The sequence below is a fragment of the Pelistega suis genome (genome assembly GCF_013133795.1).
GTDB classification, from domain to species: Bacteria; Pseudomonadota; Gammaproteobacteria; order Burkholderiales; family Burkholderiaceae_B; genus Taylorella; species Taylorella suis.
In genome coordinates, this window is the sequence record NZ_JABGBN010000001.1 from 270344 (window position 1) to 291072 (window position 20729).

Below are 20729 nucleotides of genomic sequence, written 5' to 3' on the forward strand. Positions count from 1 at the left end.
GGAGTGTTTTAAAATGCAATTACAAGACATCAAATTAGCCGTTGTAGGCTTAGGATATGTGGGCTTACCGTTAGCGGTAGAATTTGGTAAAAAGCGAGAAGTTTTAGGTTTTGATATTAACCAGAAACGTATTGCGGAATTACAATCGGGTGTGGATCATACCTTAGAGGTGTCGAGCGAAGAATTAAAAGAAGCGACCCAGTTACGTTTTAGTGCAGAAGGTGCAGAGCTTGCTAAAGCCAACACGTTTATCGTGACAGTGCCGACGCCGATTGATGAGTACAAACAACCGGATTTAACGCCCTTGGTGAAAGCCAGTGAGACGATTGGTAAGGTACTGAAAAAAGGTGATATCGTGATTTATGAATCAACGGTATACCCGGGAGCGACAGAAGAGGTGTGCGTACCTGTATTAGAGAAGGTATCAGGCTTAAAATACAATGTGGATTTTTACGCAGGTTATAGCCCAGAGCGTATTAACCCGGGTGATAAATTGCACCGTGTATCGACGATTAAGAAAGTGACCTCAGGTTCGACCCCAGCGATTGCCGATGTAGTGGATGAGTTATATCGCTCCATTATTACAGCAGGTACGCATAAAGCCTCTAGTATCCGTGTAGCAGAGGCAGCTAAAGTGATTGAGAATACGCAGCGCGATGTGAATATTGCGTTAATTAATGAGTTGGCATTGATTTTTAACCGTTTAGGGATTGATACGCAGGCGGTATTAGAGGCAGCGGGCACGAAGTGGAATTTCTTACCGTTCCGTCCGGGTTTAGTGGGAGGTCACTGCATTGGCGTAGACCCATATTACCTGACGCATAAAGCGCAAGCGATTGGTTATCATCCAGAGATTATTTTGGCGGGACGTCGCTTAAATGACAGCATGGGTACCTATGTGGTGTCGCAGTTAGTGAAAGCGATGACCAAGCGTAAGATTCAGGTACAAGGTTCACGCGTATTGGTGATGGGATTAACGTTCAAAGAGAACTGCCCAGACGTGCGTAACACACGAATAGTGGATATTGTGAAAGAGTTAGGTGAATACGATATTCAGGTGGATGTGTATGACCCATGGGTGGATGTAGAAGAGGCGCAGCACGAGTATGGGATTATGCCTATTAAGACACTAGAAAGAGGTGTTTATGACTCTATTGTCATCGGCGTAGCTCATGATGAGTTTAAAGAAATGGGGGTCTCTGCCATCCGAGCATTAGGTAAAGAGGAACATGTGCTTTATGATTTAAAGTATATTTTAAGTGCTGATGATGCGGATATACGCTTATAGTTGAGAGTCTGCTTTTTTGAAAATAGATAGCCTTCTGATAGGAAGGCTATTTTATTGAATGTTTTTTATTTAAACATCTCTACCCAATACTGCGTAGATGGGTTATGCTTTTCAGAGATAGGTGTCTCATCTTTAATTTCTTTTTCAATCCCTTGGGCGAGAACCTTACCTAGCTCAACACCCCATTGATCAAATGGATTCAGTCCCCACACTACTCCTTGAACAAAGACTTTGTGCTCGTAGAGGGCAAGTAATGCTCCCAGTGAAAATGGGGTCAGTTGCGGAAGTACTATTAGATTAGAAGGGCGACCACCTGGTTGCATGCGATGTTTGGCAATCAGGCGAGCCTTATTTTCACTCATACCAGTTTGAATATTTTCAGTATATGCTTCTTCTTCTGTTTTGCCATTAAGTAATGCTTCGCGTTGCGCAAGGCAATGAGCAAGTAACTGTTGATGATGCTCTTTCCAACGATGGTCTTCTGATTGACAGACAATAAAGTCAACAGGAGCACCGTCGGTACCTTGATGTAACCATTGGAAGAAGGTATGCTGTGCATCAGTACCTGGCATCCCCCAGACGACAGAGCCAGTGGGTACCTCAATCGCCTGACCATCAATATCAACAGATTTCCCTAGTGACTCCATCTCAAGTTGTTGGAGATAGGGAATAAGGTTAGCAAGTCGGGAGTCATAGACAGCTAGATTGCGAGAACCATAACCGAGTACGCTACGGTTCATAATCTCTGCCATGGCGAGTTGTACGGGTGCATTTTCTTCGATAGAGGCATGTAGGAAGTGTTGATCCATGGCGTGAGCCCCACTTTGTAGACCTGCTAAAACATTAGAGCCAACGGTGAGACCTGCCGCGACACCGACAGCTGACCAGAGTGAAAAACGACCACCAACCCAATCCCAGAATTTAAAAATATTATGTTTAGGGATACCCCATTTCTCAGCGACTTCAGGTTTTGCGGTGACGGCAATTATTTGATTATAAGGATTGGTGATATTGGCATCTTTTAGCCACTCAAGTGCGCGTTGAGCATTGGCCATGGTTTCTGCTGTGGTAAAGGATTTCGTCGCAACGACAATGAGTGTGTCTCGAGGATCTAATCCAGATAGTCCTGCTTCGATGGCATGACCGTCAATATTAGCCACATAACGAATATTACGCCAAGTACCTGCATAACCAAAAGCACTGTTAGCCAATCGTACACCCCAGTCACTCCCACCAATCCCAATATGGACAATATTGCGCCATTTGCGGTCACTGTCGGTGCGACGGATAAATTCAAGGATACGATTGCGTTCATAGGCAACTTCAGGAAGTGGTCGTGGCTCGCGTAGCATAGTGTGCCAAGCGGGACGATTCTCTGTGGTATTACAAATCTCTCCGTGAAATAGTGCATGACGCTGTCGAATGAAGTGTCTATCTTCGAGCAACTGCGCAATGGATGTTTGTAATTCGGCTGAATTGCGTTGTGCGCTAAAGTCAATGGTCAAGCCTGCTGCATTGACTAAGCGCAATGCATTTTTATCCAAAAAGGATGATTTGACGGCGTTAGTGAATGCATCCCAAGAGTGAAGCTGATGCAGAGGGCTTATCGTTGTATGGGTCATAAACTTTGCGAAAAATTAGAATTAACTCTACGAAATAATGAGGCGATTTTATGCCCATTGACTATAATAAGGATTATAAAATGGTTTCGTTTTTGTGATTGTTAATTTTCATCATTTGAGGTTTTTAGTATGAATCCTATTCGTAAGGCTGTTTTTCCTGTGGCGGGTCTTGGTACGCGCTTTTTGCCAGCAACGAAAGCCATGCCTAAAGAAATGTTACCTGTGGTAGATAAGCCATTAATTCAATATGCGGTAGAAGAAGCTGTTAAAGCAGGAATTACGGATTTGGTTTTTATTACGGGTAAGCATAAAAGGGCGATTGAAGACCATTTTGACCGTATTCCAGAGTTGGAAGCTGAGCTAGAGGCAAAGGGAAAGGTGGAGTTGCTGAATACTTTAAAAGGGATTATTCCTGATAATGTGAACTGTATCTATATTCGTCAACCCGCTCCTTTAGGTTTAGGGCATGCTGTTCTTTGTGCCGAGCCTGTGGTGGGCAATGAGCCTTTTGCCGTATTATTAGCGGATGATTTAATTGATGCGGATGTTTCTGTTACCCAGCAGTTAATTCAGGTTGCTCATGCGCAAGGTGGCAGTGTCTTAGGCACGCAGGAAGTACCTCAGGCGGAGACCAAGAAGTATGGCATTATTGCAGGGGATATGTGTGCAGACCGTACTATGCAAGTAGAGAGTATTGTTGAGAAACCAGATCCTTCAGTAGCGCCTTCTCGTAATGCTGTAGTAGGACGTTATATCTTAGAGCCTGAGATTTTTGAGCATTTACGTCATATTGGTCGTGGTGCTGGCGGTGAGATTCAGCTGACAGATGGTATTGCCGCTATGCTTAAAACGCGTAAGGTATTTGGCTATAACTATGAGGGAACGCGTTATGATTGTGGTAGTAAGGAAGGCTTTTTTAAGGCAAATATTGCTTTAGGTCAGAAATATCATGGTTTAAGTGTGGATTAAGCTTACAAGCCTAGAACGGATATTAGGGAGGCGTCATCAGATAATGAGGACGCCTCTTTTTGTTAATGGATAGAGGGTTTCTAGGTGGGGTATTTTTACAAGGGCTTACGACGGTTGCGTAGTGCCTGTTGTAGCAAGACAAATAGGCTACCTAAGACTCCCCCCAGTACAGCACCAGCAAGGAGAATAAGTGCTTTTTTAGGTTTATCCTTAGTTAATGGTAAACTTGGAGTACGAGTAAACTCAAAGGTTTCTCCGCCGGGTTTAATGGTTAGAATTTGTTTAAGATTTTGAATGTTCTCTTTGGTTTGATAATAATTGGCTGCGTAAATTAAGGGTGAGTTGTTTAATGCATCCAACTGTGCTTGCAGATAGTTCGTGCCTAATAAGAAAAGGTTATTATTGTTGGTGAGGTCTACAATATTATTGTTGGTGAAGTCTACAATCATCGTAGCGGATGTCTGACCTTTATAGTCCGAGATACCAGCAGATTGAGCAACTTGTAAGGCTTGTTTAAATTGTTCAATTTGGTTTTTGCGATTTTGTTCGGTTTCTTTTTGGGTATTGAGGACAGATTGTTCTAGTGTCGCAATACGATCTTCTACACGTTCAAAAAGATTCTCAAAGAGTTTTTGTTGCGTAACTTGATTGCTGTGAGTAATGAGTTTAGCGAGAGTATCGTGTGCATCATGGGCTGTTTCTGCTGTGAAGCTGATATCAAAAGAATCTTTTTTGTTCTTTTCTGTTTCTTGAATTTTAGTATCTTTAAAGGCGATATTTTCAAGTTGTAGTTGTTTGGCGGTTTCGTCTGTGATATCTGCAGTGATGGCTTGATAATATGCCGAGTCTTTGAAAAAAGCCAAACGATTGTCCGTTGCGCGTAGTGTTTGTATAAATGAAGCAAATGCGTTATTTAAAGAGTCTTGCAAGTCGAAGTCTTTTTCGATATCAGCGTAACGATAATAGCGACGCTCTGCTTCCAAGAAAGCGCCCAATTGGATAGCTTTAGCAGGCACAACTTGAGCCTTACTTGTCCATGCTTCTTTGGCGGTAAACGCATAGAGAGAAGCTAGGACGATTGTACAGGTAGTAAAGAGAATAATGGTGAGTTTATTCTTCCAAAGCGTAGCGAAGAGATCGAATAAATCAATTTCTTCAGTAGATGGCTGTGTATTTGTATGCATTATGAGTAAACCTAAATAGGTCAAAGATAGTTAACAGTGCTTCTCATTTTAGCAAAGATAGATAAGTGATATGGAAAAAGAGGTATCAAGGGCAAATCCTAACTTATTTATTATAAATATAAGGGGCATAATGAACTTAAGATGAATATGAGTGTCTAGATGAGAGTATTTAGAGAGGAGAATAAGATGTATAGAAACAGAGAAATACTAAAAAGACCCAAAGGAAATACAAGTTCTTTTATGCAAGAAAAGATGGAGAGTGAGCACAAGATAATCAATCTATGGGGGATTGTAGGAGGGTACCCAGGATTATTGGCGGGAATGATTTTTTTGGGGCTGCTATCTCTTTTTTTTATGTTGAAATCATTAAATGCAATTGAGCTTTGGGGGACGTTGTTATCTGACTCTAAGGTAGCAATCACAGTATTTTGTATTTACGCACTATTTTTTGCATATTTTATATTTATGTTGTTTGCTGCGCCTTGGATGTTGGCGAATGAGTTTTTAATAAGTTCAAAAGTGAGGCAATCATTTGAGGCATTAAAAATGAATGTTTTTATTTTGCCGATAAGTCTAAGTTTATGTTTTCTAGGTGCTTTATGGTTTAGCTTTTTAAATGGAATAGTTGGTTTTGTTTTGTGTATCGTTATAGCATTAAGTGTTTCGTCAGTTATAGCATTAGGTATTTATCCCGTGCTGAGATACTTGTTGAGTGGCCATTGTAAGAGATTACCTGTTAAATGTGTGTTTTTTTATTATGAAGGAGATATTTGGGGGTGTTTGAGGATTTGGGTGTTGAAGGTATTGCTTGTATTCATATGGATAGTTGTTTTTTATGTATTTCTGTTGCTTCCTGGGGATGATATAAATGGCATTATGCAAGTTCTAATTTTGGCTTTTATTTGGGGGATATACTTATCGGTGATATTGAGTCAACGTCATCGACTTTCAAGTCAGGAAGAGAGATTTTGTCTTTATGCTGTGGTTAGTTGTATATTGATTGGAGTCGTGATGTGGCTCTCTGGAAACTCTTTGAGTTACGGACTTTATCGTATGATAGATTTTATTCAAACAGAAAGTAATGCACGTACTTATCAGATTAGTCATGAATTTTTTAATACACAACAAAAAGAGGACTTGGCTGCGCGTTTATACATGCAAGAGCAATACGCCAAATTACATATGGCGAAATTTGTAAATCATCCAAAGGTACGAGTTTTTCAATCTATAACTCTTCACCTTGCTACGAAAGCATCTGAAGTGACAGGTTTTGGTCAATGTAGAGATATAGCAAGAAAACTAGTCAAGAGTCAGGGAGTTAATGTACCAGAGTCAAGAGATGAAGCTATTGCTCATATTAAGAAACAATTGGAAGCGCCATTTGAAGCCTATTTAGGGTGGAATTTGGGTGACAAGGTGGTATTGTGTGCATCGGAAAAGCTATGGTTAAATTGTCGCTCTATGAATAGTAGCTCAGCAATAAGGACAAATCTTGCGTCAGGTTTATTGATTGATCGTAAGTTTTTGAAGATTTTACCGGAAGTGCCTTATGTAACGAGATAGAGAACGCGCCATAAAAACAAACAAGGGCTATCCCTAATTTACTTTAAACCTTGACTAAACCATAATACTGCCTTTATTCATCAGGTTTTTAAGATGTCGAATATATTGACCGTCAATGATTTAAGTGTGGCATTTTCGGGTAAAGAGGTTGTGCGGCATCTGTCATTCCATGTGCCCAAAGGCAAAACCTTGGCCATTGTGGGTGAGTCAGGGTCTGGTAAGTCGGTTACTTCTTCGGCGATTATGCAGCTTTTGCCATGGTTAGGTGGCAAAATCACCTCAGGGTCTATTCAGTTTGAGAGTCAATCTGGAGCGATAGATATTGCGACAGTGACGCCAGAGCAGATGCGCCATATACGAGGTAAGGAAATCGCCATGATTTTCCAAGAACCCATGACTTCATTAGATCCTGTATTCACTGTAGGGCATCAGATTAAGGAAGTCCTTGCTTTACATCGCGGTTTAAAAGGTAGTGCTGCGGATAAGGAAGTTATTCGCCTACTGGATTTTGTGAGATTGCCTAATGCGGCACAACTGGCCAAACGCTATCCTCATCAGCTATCTGGTGGTATGCGTCAGCGCATTATGATTGCGATGGCGGTTGCATGTCATCCTACCTTACTAATTGCCGATGAGCCGACAACTGCATTAGATGTGACGATTCAAGCACAGGTCTTACAAATTCTACGCGATATGCAACAAGAGCTCGGTATGTCGATGATTTTTATTAGTCATGACATGGGCGTGATTGCGGAGATGGCAGATGATTTGCTCGTGATGAAACGAGGTGATCAGATTGAATACGGTAAGGCACGAGATATTATTCTTAATCCGCAAGCAGAATATACTCAGCAGTTATTGGCTGCTGTGCCTCAAATTGGGTCTATGCAAGGCATTGATTTGCCCTTAAAGTTTGAAATTCCTGGTGAATCACGTGTTGAGTCGCCTGATTTATCGGTGCTTTCTAAGGAGCCTTTAGTCATTTTGGATAAGGTATCAACACATTACCCTATTCGTAGTGGTTTCTGGGGGAGAGTAACCCACAAGGTGTATGCGGCTGAGAATGTCTCTTTGGAGATTTATCCGGGAGAGACGCTCGCGTTAGTTGGGGAGTCGGGATCTGGCAAGTCAACGATTGGACGCACATTGCAGCAATTAGTGAAACCTTCGGGTGGTTTGATTCAATTCAAAGGGCAAGATGTTTTTGGTATTCATCAAGAGCGCTTTAAGAAAGAAATTCAATATGTGTTCCAAGACCCTTATGGATCGCTTAATCCACGCAAGACTATCAGAGAAAGTCTTTTAGAACCTATGCGTGTACATGGTCTTGTTAAAAACCCTCAGCAGCAAGTGGCGAGTTTATTGGAAAGTGTACATTTGCCCGCAGAGTTTGCAGACCGTTATCCCCATGAGTTCTCTGGTGGTCAGCGTCAGCGGATTTGTATTGCTCGTGCTTTAGCGACGGAGCCTTCTTTAATCATTGCCGATGAGGCGGTCTCGGCATTAGATGTGTCTGTACAAGCACAAGTCATTAATTTATTGATGGATTTACAGGCAGAGCGAGGATTGGCCTATCTCTTTATTAGTCATGATATGGCTGTCGTGGAGCGCATTAGTCATCGTGTAGCGGTGATGTACCTCGGTCAAATTGTTGAGTTAGGCTCTCGCCGTCAGATTTTTGAAAATCCACAACATCCGTATACTAAGCGCTTATTATCTGCTGTTCCTGTGATGAACCCAGATAAAGAACCTGTGCGCGTGGAGTTTACAGGGGATATTCCAAGTCCTATTCGTTCTATTCATCATCCACCGATACATCATCAATATCAAGAGGTAGAGGCGGGGCATTTTGTCGCGTTAACGCAATAATTTTTGGAGAGAGTTATGTTTAAAAAGGTCGTATTGAGTACGGTTTTATCGAGTGTTTTTATGGGAGCTGCCTATGCGGCTGCTCATGAATTGACAGTGGCACAACGTCAAGACCCAGGTAGCTGGGATCCTATTGATACTTTCTTGGTGGCATGGTCATCAGCGGGTAATAGTCTTTATGATGCCTTAGTATTGCGTGATGAACAATTAAAGCTACAACCAGGGTTAGCAGAGAAATGGGAAGAATTAGATGATGGTTTACGCTTGCGATTTTATCTGCGTAAAGGCGTGAACTTCCACAATGGTGAGCCATTTAATGCAGAGGCAGTGAAATACACGATTGAACGTTTGTTGGGTGAGGAGGGTAAAAAAGGTCCGCAGCGCTCTAACTATACAGCGATTGAATCGGTGAAAATCATTGATGAACACACGGTGGATTTTGTTTTGAATAAACCAGATCCTGTGTTGTTAACTAAACTTGCTGGTTATGGTGCGATGATTGTGCCGCCAAAGTATATCGCTGAGAAAGGTGATGCCTTCTTTAATGAAAACCCTGTGGGTACGGGACCGTTTAAATTTGTTTCGTATAAGCAAGGTGATCGTTTGGTGCTTGAGCCCAATAACGATTATTGGGGTGGTAAACCAAAATTACAAAAACTGACTTATCGTTTTATTAAAGAAGATGCGACGAGTTTAGCGGAGTTACAAGCGGGTCGTATCGATGTTTGGCATGATGTTGCTATTTCGGCGGTACCTATTATTGAGAAATCTAAGGATAATAAAGTCATTGCTGAAACAGGTCCAACGATTATGTCATTGCAATTTAACTTAGAAAATGGCATTACTAAGGATGTGCGTGTGCGTAAGGCATTGAATATGGCGGTAGATAAGAAAATGCTGATTGATGCTTTCTTAGCGGGTTATGCAGAGCCAATTGCTACGTTACAAAGCAAGCTTTCTTTCGGTTATGACGAAAACTTAAAAGATTATCCTTTTGATCCAGAACAAGCTAAAAAGTTATTGGCTGAAGCGGGTGTTAAGCCGGGTACGAAGATGACGATTGACTATCGTGCTTCGCAATCGACATTTGGAGAGGTAGCTCAAGCATTGACGGCATTCTTTGGTAATGTGGGTCTTGATGTGAGTGTGAAACCTATTGAGGATGCGGTATTTTTAAATGAGAATGTCCCTCAAGGTAAGACCAATGAGGCTTTCCAGTTTGGTTGGGGTGGTTGGACATTTGACTTTGATAATACGGCTTACTTAGTATATCACTCTGGTCAAAAATGGAACCCCTACTTGAAGTCAGATAAAATGGACGCTTTGCTTGAGAAACAACGTGTGGCGACCAATAAAGAGGATCGCTTAAAGCAGCTCCAAGAAGTGGCTCGTTTAGCACAAGAAGAAGCTTATCACTTACCACTCTACAATACGAAAACCTTATATGGCGTGAGTAATAAAGTGAAGAATTTCTTACCTGCACCAGATTTTCGTGTGCGCTATTTCCAAACTGATGTTGAGTAATCGTTGTGCCAATTGTTTCTTATTTAGCTAAGCGAAGTATACAAGCGCTCTTTGTGATTATTGTCGTATCCTTATTGGTAGCATTTGCTATCCGTATGACAGGTGACCCAGCGATGACTTTATTGAGTCAGAGTGCGGCCGTCAGTCAGGAGGATATTCAAAATATTCACAATGCTTTAGGTCTAAACAAATCTTTTTGGGCTCAGTATACCGACTTTATGGTGGGCTTGCTAAGTGGTGATATGGGCAATAGCTTCTTTCGAGGAGCTATTGCTCCCTTGATTCAACAAGCCTTGAGTTCGACAGTCTTGTTAGCTTTTTTGTCACTGGGCATTTCTTTACTGATTTCCATTCCTTTAGGGATCTATGCTGCATGTCGCCCAGGTTCGTTTGGGGATCAGTTAATTCGTGTATTGACGTTGACAGGTCTATCTTTCCCTAATTTCTGGTTAGGCATTATGTTGATGTTATTCTTTGCTGTCTATCTGGGATGGTTACCACCATCAGGATTTGATAGTTGGTTGGGATTGATATTGCCCGCTGTGACAATGGGCTTGATTTTGACAGCGAGTAATGTACGGCTAGTACGTACGGCGATGTTAGAAACGTTGGCTAAACAGCATATTATGGTGGCACGAGCCAAGGGGCTAAGTGAGTGGTCTGTTGTCTATAAACATGCTTTACGAAATAGCTCTATTACGATTATTACGTATTTAGGCTTGCAGTTCGGTGCCTTGTTGGGGGGCATGGTGGTTGTAGAGATGGTGTTTAATTGGCCGGGTATGGGAACCTTAGCGATTGAGGCGATTGCTCAGCGAGATTATCCTGTATTACAAACGAGTATTACCTTGTTGGCGATTATGATTGTGCTTGTTAATTTACTGGTGGATATTGCCTATGTCTTACTCGACCCTCGTATCCGTTTGGGGTAAGCGATGAAAAAGTCATCATTTAAACACTTTGAGTTTATTCTGGGTGGTAGCTTGTTATTGTTGATGGGTGGGTTGGTGCTATTGGCGCCGGTGTTTTTCCCTGACGGTGGCAAGACCATGAATTTCTTGGCACGTCTTACGCCTCCATTTAGTGAGAATTTCTGGCTAGGTACGGATCCAATGGGACGTGATGTTTTGGCACGGGTCGCTACTGGCGGTAAGGTATCGTTTATTGTTGGAATCTTTTCTGCATTAGGTGCTGTGGTATTAGGCACGATAGTGGGGCTATTAGCAGGCTATTACCGTGGTTTATGGGATACGCTGTTTATGCGGTTTGCGGATATTCAATTGGCATTGCCATTTATCTTATTAGCGATTACCGTGATAGCCATTGTAGGTCCTGGCTTAGATAAGATTATTTTGCTAATGATTGTGGCGCAGTGGGTGCAGTATGCGCGCCTTGTTCGTGGTTCGGTGTTGTCGTTACGAGAGGCAGAGTATGTGCTAGCCGCTAAGAGCTATGGCTTGTCCAATTTTAAAATTATGTTTAAGCATATTTTACCTAATGCCTTAGGTCCTTTGATTATTTTGATGACGCTCAATGTCGCTAATAATATTTTATTAGAAAGTAGTTTGACCTTTTTAGGCTTGGGTATTGATCCTTTGACACCGAGCTGGGGAGGAATGTTGGCTGATGGACGTAATTACATCCAGACAGCCCCTTGGGTCACTGTTTTTCCGGGTATTGCGATTATGTTAACTGTTTTAGGTTTAAACTTAATTGGTGACTGGTTGCGAGATCGTTTAGACCCTTTAGGGCGTTTAGGAAAAGCATAGAATGCAGAAAATATATCAACAGGAAATACCAGAGGGTAGTGCTATAGTCTGGCTGTTTGCCTCTAAGCGTTTGCGTGAGCAGATTGCGAGGGTAGCGCGACAAGCAAAAGGTGAGAGCGCAGAGATACAAGTAAAAAGTGCTTATAAAACGCTCTTATGTGAAGTGCGTGAGCGTGGCTTGTTGGATAGTGAAAAACAAGTCACTATCTATTATCCTGTGGTAGATGGTGACGAGCCATTGCGCTTTCGATTGGAGTGCTATCCCTTAGATAGTTTGTATCCTGATTGTGATATTCAGTATCAAGCAGAGCCAAAAATGGTAGGCAATGGCGTTTATTATCGTCTCGTTTTTGCTGATGGTAGGGAAGAAAAGATTTTTACGCCAGTTAAATGGCGAGATAAAGCGAATGGGCAGCGCGAATTATGTGCTAGCGCTTGGGTAGCATATAGTGATGGGCATTCGGAAGCCATCCATAGTCCGTATGAAGACATATACAATGAGGCATGTAATTATCTTCAAAATTTGCCATTGACGGTTTGTCAGCAAGGTTTGGGCAGTGTCGTCTTTGATATTGAATTGCAGGGTGAGGATGAGCCTTTAGGCGTTGGACATGAGAGCTTATGTTTAGCAGAGGCTTTACATGAGGATTTGTATTTTAGTGCTTTAGAAATTTTTCAACATCGTTTAGGTTTATCATCAGGAGACCGTACGCTCAAACCGGGTCAAATTTTGCCTGTGGTGCGTTATGGTCAACAAAATAGTTTACGTATTCGAGAAGAGCAATGGGCTGAGGTAGAGGCTATCTCTGCCTGTGAGATAAGATTGGATTTATCGAATATAGATAGACCATTAAGTTTTGCACAAATTCAAGCTGAATTTAACGCCTTAAATGGCGAGTGTTTTAATGCCAATAGTCAACAAGGAAGACCCTTGTTTGGGGCTGGTTTTAATACGCATTTGGCGCGAGGATTGGCATTGTCATCAGGACAACATGCGAATGAATCGAGTGGTGTCGTAGGAGGTCTTAGAGCGGCACAGCAATTATTAAAAGAAGGTGTTTTGGCGTTTACTTATCGACCTTTAGGTAATCCAGATGGCTATGCTGCATTTTTAAAACTATGTGAGATTTCTCCTCGTCAAATGCATCATGCAGCACGTTATACAGCTAGTGGTTGTGATTTGGCTTATGGTGATGTGCCAGAGAGGACGTTTGCAGATGAGGCGAGAAACAAACTTCCCCAAGCATTGGTACATCTTAACCTACATGGATATCCTGCTCATGAGTGGACGCGACCATTGTCTGGTTATGTCCCTAGAAATTTTTCGCGTTGGACCATACCAAAGGGTTTTTTTCTGATTATGCGTTATCAGCCAGCGTATAAGGCGATGGCTGAAGAGGTACTACAAGCAGCGATTGAAGCGGTGATGGGTTATCCAGAACAAGTTGCGATGAATAAAGAAATGCTATCTCGCTACTTAGGTACTGTGGGTGGTGCAGATTTTCCTATTGCCCATGATGTTGTTCCGTATAGTATCACTGAGTATCCTAATCAAGATTATCCGATTGAGCTGATTACAGAAGCGCCCGATGAGACAGTACAAGGGGATTGGTTTAGGATTGCGCAGGAGTCGCATTATCGTGTGGTGATGGAGGTAGCGAAGTGGTTGGAGAGGTTGAGTTAATCATTTTAAATACATTTAAAAATCAATGCCGTAATTTTTTTACGGCATTTTTGTTTGTGTTATGATGTCAATTAACTTATTCATCTAACTGGAAGACATTGCTGTGTTAAAGAAAATACAAGTTACCAATTTCAAGTCGTTTAAGGATACTTTTGTATTTAATTTAGGAGAGGTGCATCAGTATACATTTAATCAAGAATGCATTAAAAACGGTATTGTTAATAAGGGCATTATATATGGTATGAATGGCTCTGGTAAGTCTAATATTGGATTGGCTATCTTTGATTTAATTGGACATACGACGAATAAGTATGACGGTAGAGAGTTATTTCTACGACATTATGTTTACGCAGGATTACCAGATAAGGAGGTTTCTTTTGAATATACTTTTGAGTTTAATGGAAGTTCGTTAATTTATTCTTATTCCAAGAAAGATTACGATACTTTAATTAAAGAGAGTCTTTCTATTGATGAATTAGAGTGTTTATCCATAAATCGTAACCACAGTAATGTGGCAGTGATAAATTTGCCAGGAGCAGAAACCCTAAATAAGAGAATAGATAATTCAGCCCTCTCTATTATTTCCTATATTAGGTCTAATGCTAATTTAGATAAGAGAAAAAAAATTAATAAAATTTTTTACGAGTGGTTAGATTTTTTAGATGGAATGCTTTTTTTCCGTACTTTGAAAGAAAATATATTTATTGGACATTCATCACTACCAAACGATAGTATTCCTTTGCGTATTATTAAAAATAAAAAAGTTAAAGATTTTGAGATGTTTTTGAATGCAGTTGGTATTGAGTGTGTATTGACACATGATGAAAAAAACATCTTTTGGGATATAGATGGTTATCATGTTCCTTTCTATGAAATTGCATCAAGCGGTACAGAAGCATTGGCTACTTTTTATTATTGGTTTCTTTTCCTAAGTAATAATTCGGTATCATTTTTATTTATTGATGAATTCGATGCTTTTTTTCACCATGATTTAACGTATGCAATTGTGGCGATGTTGAAGAAAAAGGAAAATCTACAAGTCTTATTAACCACGCATTCTACATCAATTATGACTAATGATTTACTGCGACCAGATTGCTACTTTGTCATTGATAAACAACACATATCGTCATTGCCAGATTTAACTTTTAAAGAGTTAAGGCAAGCACATAACTTGGAAAAAATGTATAGAGGAGAGGCTTTTCGGGGTGATACATGAGAGAACGAGTACTTGTGATTTTTGAAGGAGAAAAGAGGGAGTCAGAAATTTGGAAATCTTTTAGTCAAAATTCATTTTTTCCTTTTTCTGAATCGAGTCAAGTAGTATTTGGTAGTGATATTTATCAATTATGGAGTCAATTAAGTAAAGATAAAGATATTGATTTAATTGGTTTGTTACAGGAAAGAGGGATTCTGAGCAAAGAGTTACGGAGAGAAAGTTTTTCTTCGGTTTATCTGTTTTTTGATTATGACCCACATTCACAGATGTTAATAAATCAAGAGGGTGAACGAATAATTAATCGAGATTTAGTTGAAAATCTCTTACTAGAAATGCTTCGTTTTTTTAATAATGAGACAGAAAATGGCAAGCTTTTTATTAGTTATCCGATGGTTGAGGCTTTACGCCCATGTGTTTGTTATAACAGTAAAAATGATTTTTTAAAATGTTCTGTTACCTATGATAAGGTAAATAAGTACAAGCAACAAAGTGATTCTCATGCACAAGATAAAAAGTTTACCTACTCTAAGATTTCTAATGAGCAGTGGAGTTTGATTGTACAGAAACACTGTGTGAAAATTAATTATTTATTGCGACAAGAGGAGACTTTTCCTCTTGAAAAAATTTCTCAAGAGGAGGTATTTAGTTGTTACAAGAGTTCGAATGAAATTTATTCATTATCCGCTTTTCCATTGTTGCTGTTAGATTATTATGGAGCAACAACCTTATTGAAACTGCTGAAGGTAAACGATTTATAATTTATACCTATATCATGGCGCTCATTTCTTAATCTATTAAATCGCCTTCAAAGTTTCTTAATTGAAAAGGGTCGCCTATAGCGACCCTTGGATTTGGTGCGTTTAAACGCTTGTTAGCGCTCAAAGCTCATTTCTTAATCTGTTAAATGAGCCTTCATTCTATCAATAAAAAATAAATCTGTAAATATATTAGATAGAGAGGTTAGAACATAACGGACTTGTCGTTGGTGGTTATACTATTTTTGTTTACAAAGGCTTAGGGTAGAATAACTTAAAAACATTGAGGAGAGCAATGATGAAATATCGTCTAGGGCTAGATTTGGGTAGTACGTCTATTGGTTGGGCTGTATTACGGTTAAATGAAATCGAGGTGGGGAAATATGAGCCCGCTGCGATTATTCGTACGGGGGTACGAATTTTTTCTGACGGTCGTAATCCAAAGGATGGTAGTTCATTGGCTGTTACTCGTCGTGTTGCTCGTGCGGCACGACGTCGCCGAGACCGGTTGTTACGACGTAAAGAAAGTATGTTGCGTCAATTAGTCGCATTGGGTTTTTTTCCTGCTGATGAGGAGGCACGTCAACGATTGGTTGATTTAAATCCCTATCATTTACGAGCCAAAGGGCTTGATGAAGCACTGACACCTAATGAGTTTGGGCGAGCGTTATTTCATATTAATCAGCGTCGAGGCTTTAAGAGTAATCGCAAAACAGATAAGTCAGATGCAGATGGCAGTGTGATGAAAAAAGCCATTGCTGATTTAAAGGCTAAACTGGATGAGTTAGGTGTACGTACAGTGGGTGAATATCTATACCAACGTATGCAAAAGGGGCAACCAACTAGAGCTCGATTACGACAATTCACTGTTCAGCAAGATAATGGTCGAAATAAGATTGAAAAGTCGTATGATCTTTATATCGATCGTGGTATGGTCGAATATGAGTTTGAGCAATTATGGTCTGTGCAAGAAAAGTTTAACCCTGAGCTTTATAATGCTACAGCTAAAGAGTGTCTCAAGCATATCTTGTTGTATCAACGACCTTTAAAGCCTGTAGATCCTGGACGTTGTAGCTTTTTACCACAGCAGAAGCGTGCTGCTAAGGCGCTACCTATCGCACAGCATGCGAGAATCTATCAGTTCGCTAATCATTTGCGTTATCTAGATGCGAATAATCAAGAAGTGCCCTTAACTTTATCACAACGGAATATTGTTGCGAGTGAGTTATTAAAGTCCTCCAAAAGAACTTTTGACCAATTGCGTAAAGCGCTGGATTTCTCTGGGACGGCTAAGTTTAACATTGAGGATGCTAAGACTAAAGATGTCCAAGGGGATAGAACTGCGGGTATTTTGAGCGGGAAAAAGTACTTTGGCAATCAATGGTTTAAATTTGATGCAGAATTGCAAAATCAGATTGTTGAAAAGTTGCTTTATGAAGAAAATGAAGCAGAACTGATAGATTGGTTAGTCGCTCATACAGGGGTAACATCAGAGGACGCAGAGGTAATATCAGCCGCGCCTTTACCTGATGGTTATGGTAGTTTATCGGTGATGGCGTTACAAAGAATTCTACCTGAGCTGAAAAAGGACGTTATTAGCTATGATAAAGCTGTGGTGAATGCTGGCTTTGAAAGTCATAGTGCTTTGGCAACTTATCATGACGGTGAAATTTATCCTGAGCTTCCTTATTACGGAACAGTATTAGCACGCCATATTGGCTTTGGTACGAATAATCCAGACGATACGGATGAACAGCGTTACGGACGAATTAATAACCCCACTGTGCATATTGGTTTGAATCAATTACGGCAGGTGGTGAATGGTTTAATTAAGGAATATGGTCATCCTACGCAAATTGTTATTGAACTTGCGCGAGATTTAAAATTGGGTGTGGATGAGCGCAATCGTATTAAGAAAGAGCAAGCAGAAAATCAGAAAAATAATGAACGTCGTCGCCAAGAAATTGCGGCGATTATAGGTAAAACAGCTGAGCAAGTGACTCGCTTAGATTTACAAAAAATGATTTTGTGGGAAGAGTTAGCAGAGTCTCCTCAGGACCGTTGTTGTCCATATACTGGACGGCATATCAGTGCAACAATGCTTTTTTCGGCAGAAGTTGAGATTGAGCATATCTTGCCGTTCTCTCGTACCTTAGATGATAGTCTAAATAATAAAACCGTGGCAATGGCATGGGCGAATAGAGCGAAAGGTAATGCCACCCCATTTGAGGCTTTTGCTGGTCAACAGATTGAAGGTATTCATTATGCGGACATCCTTAATCGTACGGGTAGAATGAAAAAGGAAAAACGTTACCGTTTTGCTGAGGGTGCTTATGAAAAATGGTTGCGTGAGGATAAGGATTTCCTAGCACGAGCACTGAATGATACACGTTATTTTAGTCGTATTGCCAAAGAGTATATTAGTGTGATTTGTCCGAAACATACTTGGGCAATACCAGGACAATTAACGGCATTACTACGTACGCAATTGGGGTTGAATGCGATTTTAGATGAAATAGAAGAAAAGAAAAATCGTCATGACCATAGACATCATGCTGTCGATGCTTGCGTAATCGCAATGACGGATCGAGGTATGTTGCAACGCTTTGCGACAGAGAATGCCAGAACGCAAGGTAAGCAATATAGTCGTCTTATTCAACGTATCGAGCCACCATGGCCGACTTTCCGTGAGCAGGTGCGACGAGCTGTGAGTGCTATTTGGGTGAGTTATAAGCCAGACCATAGTCATGAGGGTGCGATGCATAATGATACGGCGTATGGTTTATTGGGTGATGGGAAAATGCATCATCATAAGGTAGTTGATGGACGTAGAACTGAGGTCATCGAAGCGTTAAATGTTATTCCGATGACTTGCGAGAAAGCGAATAAACGTCATGGAATGAATGCTGATGGTTCTCCTAAGGCTTATAAGGGGTATAAAGGCGATAGTAATTATTGCATGGAAATTTTCCTTAATGAAAAAGGAAAATGGCAGTCCGATGTTATTAGTACATACGATGCTTATCAAATAGTGCGGAAACAAGGATTGGAGCAATTGCGTCATAAAACATTAGCGCAAAATGGTAAACCATTAGTGATGCGTTTGATGCGGAATGATTTAATTAAGATGGAGCATAGTGATTTGCTTGGTTTATATAGAGTGTGTGCCTTGTCTACGAATGGAGTAATCACGTTAGCACCTCATAATGAATCTAATGTGGATGCTAGAAATAGAGATAAGGATGATCCATTCTCATATACGTTTAAAACAGCAGGTTCGTTGCAAAAGGCTAAAGCTCGCTTGACTACTGTATCGGCAACGGGGCGTTTAAAAGATCCTGGTTTTAAGGAGTAAATGATGTTAGGGCGAATTGTCGAAATAGCTGACAACAATCGCCATCTGTCTGTTTATCGTGGTTTTTTAGTTGTTAAAGCGACTGATGGCGATAAAAAAGAATTAGGGCGGATTCCTTGTGATGATATCTGTGCGCTTATAGTGAATGCGTATGGCGTCTCATATACCAATAATGTATTAATTATGTTGGCAGAGAAAGGAGCTCCCTTTGTATTGTGTGCTAATAATCATAATGCTATTGGTATGCTTTGGCCGATTGGCGGTAATTTTGAAGTGTCTAAACGCATTGATGCACAGATTAATGCAAAATTACCATTGAAAAAACGGCTATGGGCAGAATTAATCAAAAATAAGATTGCACAACAGGCAAATGTTTTGCGTGCTATTGAGGTGCCAGATAAGCCGCTAAGTGCCTTGGTGAGTAAGGTGCGTAGTGGTGATCCAGATAATGTAGAGGCACAAGCGGCTAGACGATATTGGACATTATTGTTTGGTAAAGATTTTCGGCGTGACAGACGAGGGGAAGGTGCTAATGCTTTACTAAACTATGGCTATACCATTTTAAGAGCAACAGTAGCTAGAGCGGTGATTGCGGCTGGCTTGCATCCTAGTATAGGAATCCATCATAGCAATGCCTCTAATCCAATGCGATTGGTGGATGATCTTATTGAGCCTTTTCGACCTTATGTAGACTATCAGGTGTATCAGCTTTTGCAAGAGGGTGTAAATGATGTTAATCCTGACAGTAAGCGACAATTAGCACGATTAATGTATGAAGATTTGGTTACCGAGGCAGGGATGGTACCGATAACGGTTTGTGCTCAGAAGTTAGCAGTTTCATTGGCACAAGTGTATTTGGGAGAGAGGGAAAAACTAGAATTGCCACTTATTGGCGCGCCTATTATTTTAGGGGCGATTATGTAGGAGAGATGTATGTTATCGGGGTATAGAGCAATGTGGTTACTTGTCATGTTCGATTTGCCCGTTACGCAGAAGGCTGAGCGTAAAGAGGCAGCAGAGTTTCGGAATTATTTATTAGACTTGGGATTTGAGATGGCACAGTTCAGTGTATATATGCGATTTTTTACGAGTGCTAAACAAATTGAAACGTGTTGCCAACGTATCTGTGCAGCTTTGCCAAAAGGTGGTAAAGTGAACATAATGCAGTTTACTGATAAGCAATACGAGAAGATTATTTCATTCTATGGACAGGTTAGACAGCCAGAAAAAAGTTCACCAGATCAATTTGAGTTATTTTAATGAGTGATTTTTATAAACTGATACCCCATAATATCTTTTCAAATCAAAGTGTTATGGGGTATCGAGTTTAGCAGATTAAGAAATGAACTCTAAGCGGAACAATGCCGACAGAAAGCTAAAACTAAGCGATAGTTTAGCAGATTAAGAAATGAACTCTAAGCGGAACACTCCATAGTGACTAATGTTGCAGAGGCAGAGTTTAGCAGATTAAGAAATGAACTCTAAGCGGAACAGTAATCGTGCGTGGAAATTCGAGCACTCAGTTTAGCAGATTAAGAAATGAACTCTAAGCGGAACCGTTAATGTAAGTCAATTCTATTTTCATTTAGTTTAGCAGATTAAGAAATGAACTCTAAGCGGAACTTAATTTCTTTTCAAAAGCAAGATGGCGATAGTTTAGCAGATTAAGAAATGAACTCTAAGCGGAACTAGATGATGCCACTGTATTAAATATGCTAAAGTTTAGCAGATTAAGAAATGAACTCTAAGCGGAACGAAGTTGAGGCGATTAATCCAATCTACATAAGTTTAGCAGATTAAGAAATGAACTCTAAGCGGAACATGTCTTTAATAATTGTGTGTGCTTGTACGAGTTTAGCAGATTAAGAAATGAACTCTAAGCGGAACAACTTAACATTATGATGTTTAAACAGGCTTAGTTTAGCAGA

At 40.5% G+C, this 20729-nt stretch carries 15 protein-coding genes and 1 CRISPR repeat array (1 of these 16 cut by a window edge); of the genes, 13 read left to right on the forward strand and 2 right to left on the reverse strand.

Going from position 1 to position 20729, the window contains the following annotated elements:
* Positions 1–13: 13 nt before the first annotated feature.
* Positions 14–1288 carry a Vi polysaccharide biosynthesis UDP-N-acetylglucosamine C-6 dehydrogenase TviB gene (tviB, locus tag HKX39_RS01340; RefSeq protein ID WP_171679510.1) on the forward strand — a complete coding sequence of 425 codons (1275 nt, stop codon included), beginning with the start codon at positions 14–16 and terminating at the stop codon, positions 1286–1288.
* Between the two features lie 65 nt (positions 1289–1353).
* On the opposite strand, the gene pgi is transcribed toward tviB, so the two are convergent.
* Positions 1354–2910: a glucose-6-phosphate isomerase gene (pgi, locus tag HKX39_RS01345; protein WP_171679511.1), complete on the reverse strand. Its 1557-nt coding sequence runs from the start codon at positions 2908–2910 to the stop codon at positions 1354–1356.
* 129 nt (positions 2911–3039) lie between these two features.
* Between pgi and galU the strand changes: the two genes are divergently transcribed.
* Positions 3040–3879 carry a UTP--glucose-1-phosphate uridylyltransferase GalU gene (gene galU, locus HKX39_RS01350; RefSeq protein WP_171679512.1) on the forward strand — a complete coding sequence of 280 codons (840 nt, stop codon included), beginning with the start codon at positions 3040–3042 and terminating at the stop codon, positions 3877–3879.
* 95 nt (positions 3880–3974) lie between these two features.
* Here galU and HKX39_RS01355 read toward each other — a convergent pair whose 3' ends face one another.
* The gene (locus HKX39_RS01355) at positions 3975–5063 is read right to left on the reverse strand and encodes an LPS O-antigen chain length determinant protein WzzB (protein ID WP_171679513.1); all 1089 of its coding nucleotides are present in this window, start codon (positions 5061–5063) and stop codon (positions 3975–3977) included.
* Between the two features lie 186 nt (positions 5064–5249).
* Between HKX39_RS01355 and HKX39_RS01360 the strand changes: the two genes are divergently transcribed.
* The 11 genes from HKX39_RS01360 (at position 5250) to cas2 (ending at position 20061) form a co-directional block, all read left to right on the forward strand.
* Positions 5250–6626 carry a hypothetical protein gene (locus HKX39_RS01360; protein ID WP_171679514.1) on the forward strand — a complete coding sequence of 459 codons (1377 nt, stop codon included), beginning with the start codon at positions 5250–5252 and terminating at the stop codon, positions 6624–6626.
* 93 nt (positions 6627–6719) lie between these two features.
* A complete protein-coding gene (locus HKX39_RS01365; protein WP_171679515.1) occupies positions 6720–8495 on the forward strand; it encodes an ABC transporter ATP-binding protein in 1776 nt (591 codons plus the stop codon).
* A gap of 15 nt (positions 8496–8510) precedes the next feature.
* Positions 8511–10019 (forward strand): ABC transporter substrate-binding protein, encoded by a 1509-nt coding sequence (locus tag HKX39_RS01370; protein WP_171679516.1) that lies wholly within the window; start codon positions 8511–8513, stop codon positions 10017–10019.
* A gap of 5 nt (positions 10020–10024) precedes the next feature.
* Positions 10025–10951 (forward strand): ABC transporter permease, encoded by a 927-nt coding sequence (locus tag HKX39_RS01375; RefSeq protein WP_343043404.1) that lies wholly within the window; start codon positions 10025–10027, stop codon positions 10949–10951.
* A gap of 3 nt (positions 10952–10954) precedes the next feature.
* Positions 10955–11788, forward strand: coding sequence for an ABC transporter permease (locus tag HKX39_RS01380; protein WP_171679517.1), 834 nt, complete (start codon positions 10955–10957; stop codon positions 11786–11788).
* Position 11789: 1 nt separating this feature from the next.
* Positions 11790–13472 (forward strand): M14 family metallopeptidase, encoded by a 1683-nt coding sequence (locus tag HKX39_RS01385; RefSeq protein WP_171679518.1) that lies wholly within the window; start codon positions 11790–11792, stop codon positions 13470–13472.
* Between the two features lie 103 nt (positions 13473–13575).
* Positions 13576–14691 carry an AAA family ATPase gene (locus HKX39_RS01390; RefSeq protein WP_171679519.1) on the forward strand — a complete coding sequence of 372 codons (1116 nt, stop codon included), beginning with the start codon at positions 13576–13578 and terminating at the stop codon, positions 14689–14691.
* Positions 14688–15449 (forward strand): hypothetical protein, encoded by a 762-nt coding sequence (locus HKX39_RS01395; protein WP_171679520.1) that lies wholly within the window; start codon positions 14688–14690, stop codon positions 15447–15449. The genes HKX39_RS01390 and HKX39_RS01395 overlap by 4 nt, the downstream gene beginning before the upstream one ends.
* Before the next feature lie 292 nt (positions 15450–15741).
* The gene (gene cas9, locus HKX39_RS01400) at positions 15742–18801 is read left to right on the forward strand and encodes a type II CRISPR RNA-guided endonuclease Cas9 (protein WP_171679521.1); all 3060 of its coding nucleotides are present in this window, start codon (positions 15742–15744) and stop codon (positions 18799–18801) included.
* Positions 18802–19725, forward strand: coding sequence for a type II CRISPR-associated endonuclease Cas1 (gene cas1 / locus HKX39_RS01405; protein WP_246225950.1), 924 nt, complete (start codon positions 18802–18804; stop codon positions 19723–19725).
* 9 nt (positions 19726–19734) lie between these two features.
* Complete coding sequence (gene cas2, locus HKX39_RS01410; protein ID WP_171679522.1) at positions 19735–20061, forward strand: CRISPR-associated endonuclease Cas2; 327 nt, start codon at positions 19735–19737, stop codon at positions 20059–20061.
* Between the two features lie 64 nt (positions 20062–20125).
* Positions 20126–20729: a CRISPR direct-repeat array (repeat unit 37 nt; unit sequence AGTTTAGCAGATTAAGAAATGAACTCTAAGCGGAACA) (it continues 354 nt past the right edge of the window).

Coding starts and splice junctions, on each gene's coding strand:
- tviB (WP_171679510.1), top strand. CDS start 14: ATGCAATTACAAGACATCAAATTAGCCGTTGTAGGCTTAGGATATGTG.
- pgi (WP_171679511.1), bottom strand. CDS start 2,910: ATGACCCATACAACGATAAGCCCTCTGCATCAGCTTCACTCTTGGGAT.
- galU (WP_171679512.1), top strand. CDS start 3,040: ATGAATCCTATTCGTAAGGCTGTTTTTCCTGTGGCGGGTCTTGGTACG.
- HKX39_RS01355 (WP_171679513.1), bottom strand. CDS start 5,063: ATGCATACAAATACACAGCCATCTACTGAAGAAATTGATTTATTCGAT.
- HKX39_RS01360 (WP_171679514.1), top strand. CDS start 5,250: ATGTATAGAAACAGAGAAATACTAAAAAGACCCAAAGGAAATACAAGT.
- HKX39_RS01365 (WP_171679515.1), top strand. CDS start 6,720: ATGTCGAATATATTGACCGTCAATGATTTAAGTGTGGCATTTTCGGGT.
- HKX39_RS01370 (WP_171679516.1), top strand. CDS start 8,511: ATGTTTAAAAAGGTCGTATTGAGTACGGTTTTATCGAGTGTTTTTATG.
- HKX39_RS01380 (WP_171679517.1), top strand. CDS start 10,955: ATGAAAAAGTCATCATTTAAACACTTTGAGTTTATTCTGGGTGGTAGC.
- HKX39_RS01385 (WP_171679518.1), top strand. CDS start 11,790: ATGCAGAAAATATATCAACAGGAAATACCAGAGGGTAGTGCTATAGTC.
- HKX39_RS01395 (WP_171679520.1), top strand. CDS start 14,688: ATGAGAGAACGAGTACTTGTGATTTTTGAAGGAGAAAAGAGGGAGTCA.
- cas9 (WP_171679521.1), top strand. CDS start 15,742: ATGATGAAATATCGTCTAGGGCTAGATTTGGGTAGTACGTCTATTGGT.
- cas1 (WP_246225950.1), top strand. CDS start 18,802: ATGATGTTAGGGCGAATTGTCGAAATAGCTGACAACAATCGCCATCTG.
- cas2 (WP_171679522.1), top strand. CDS start 19,735: ATGTTATCGGGGTATAGAGCAATGTGGTTACTTGTCATGTTCGATTTG.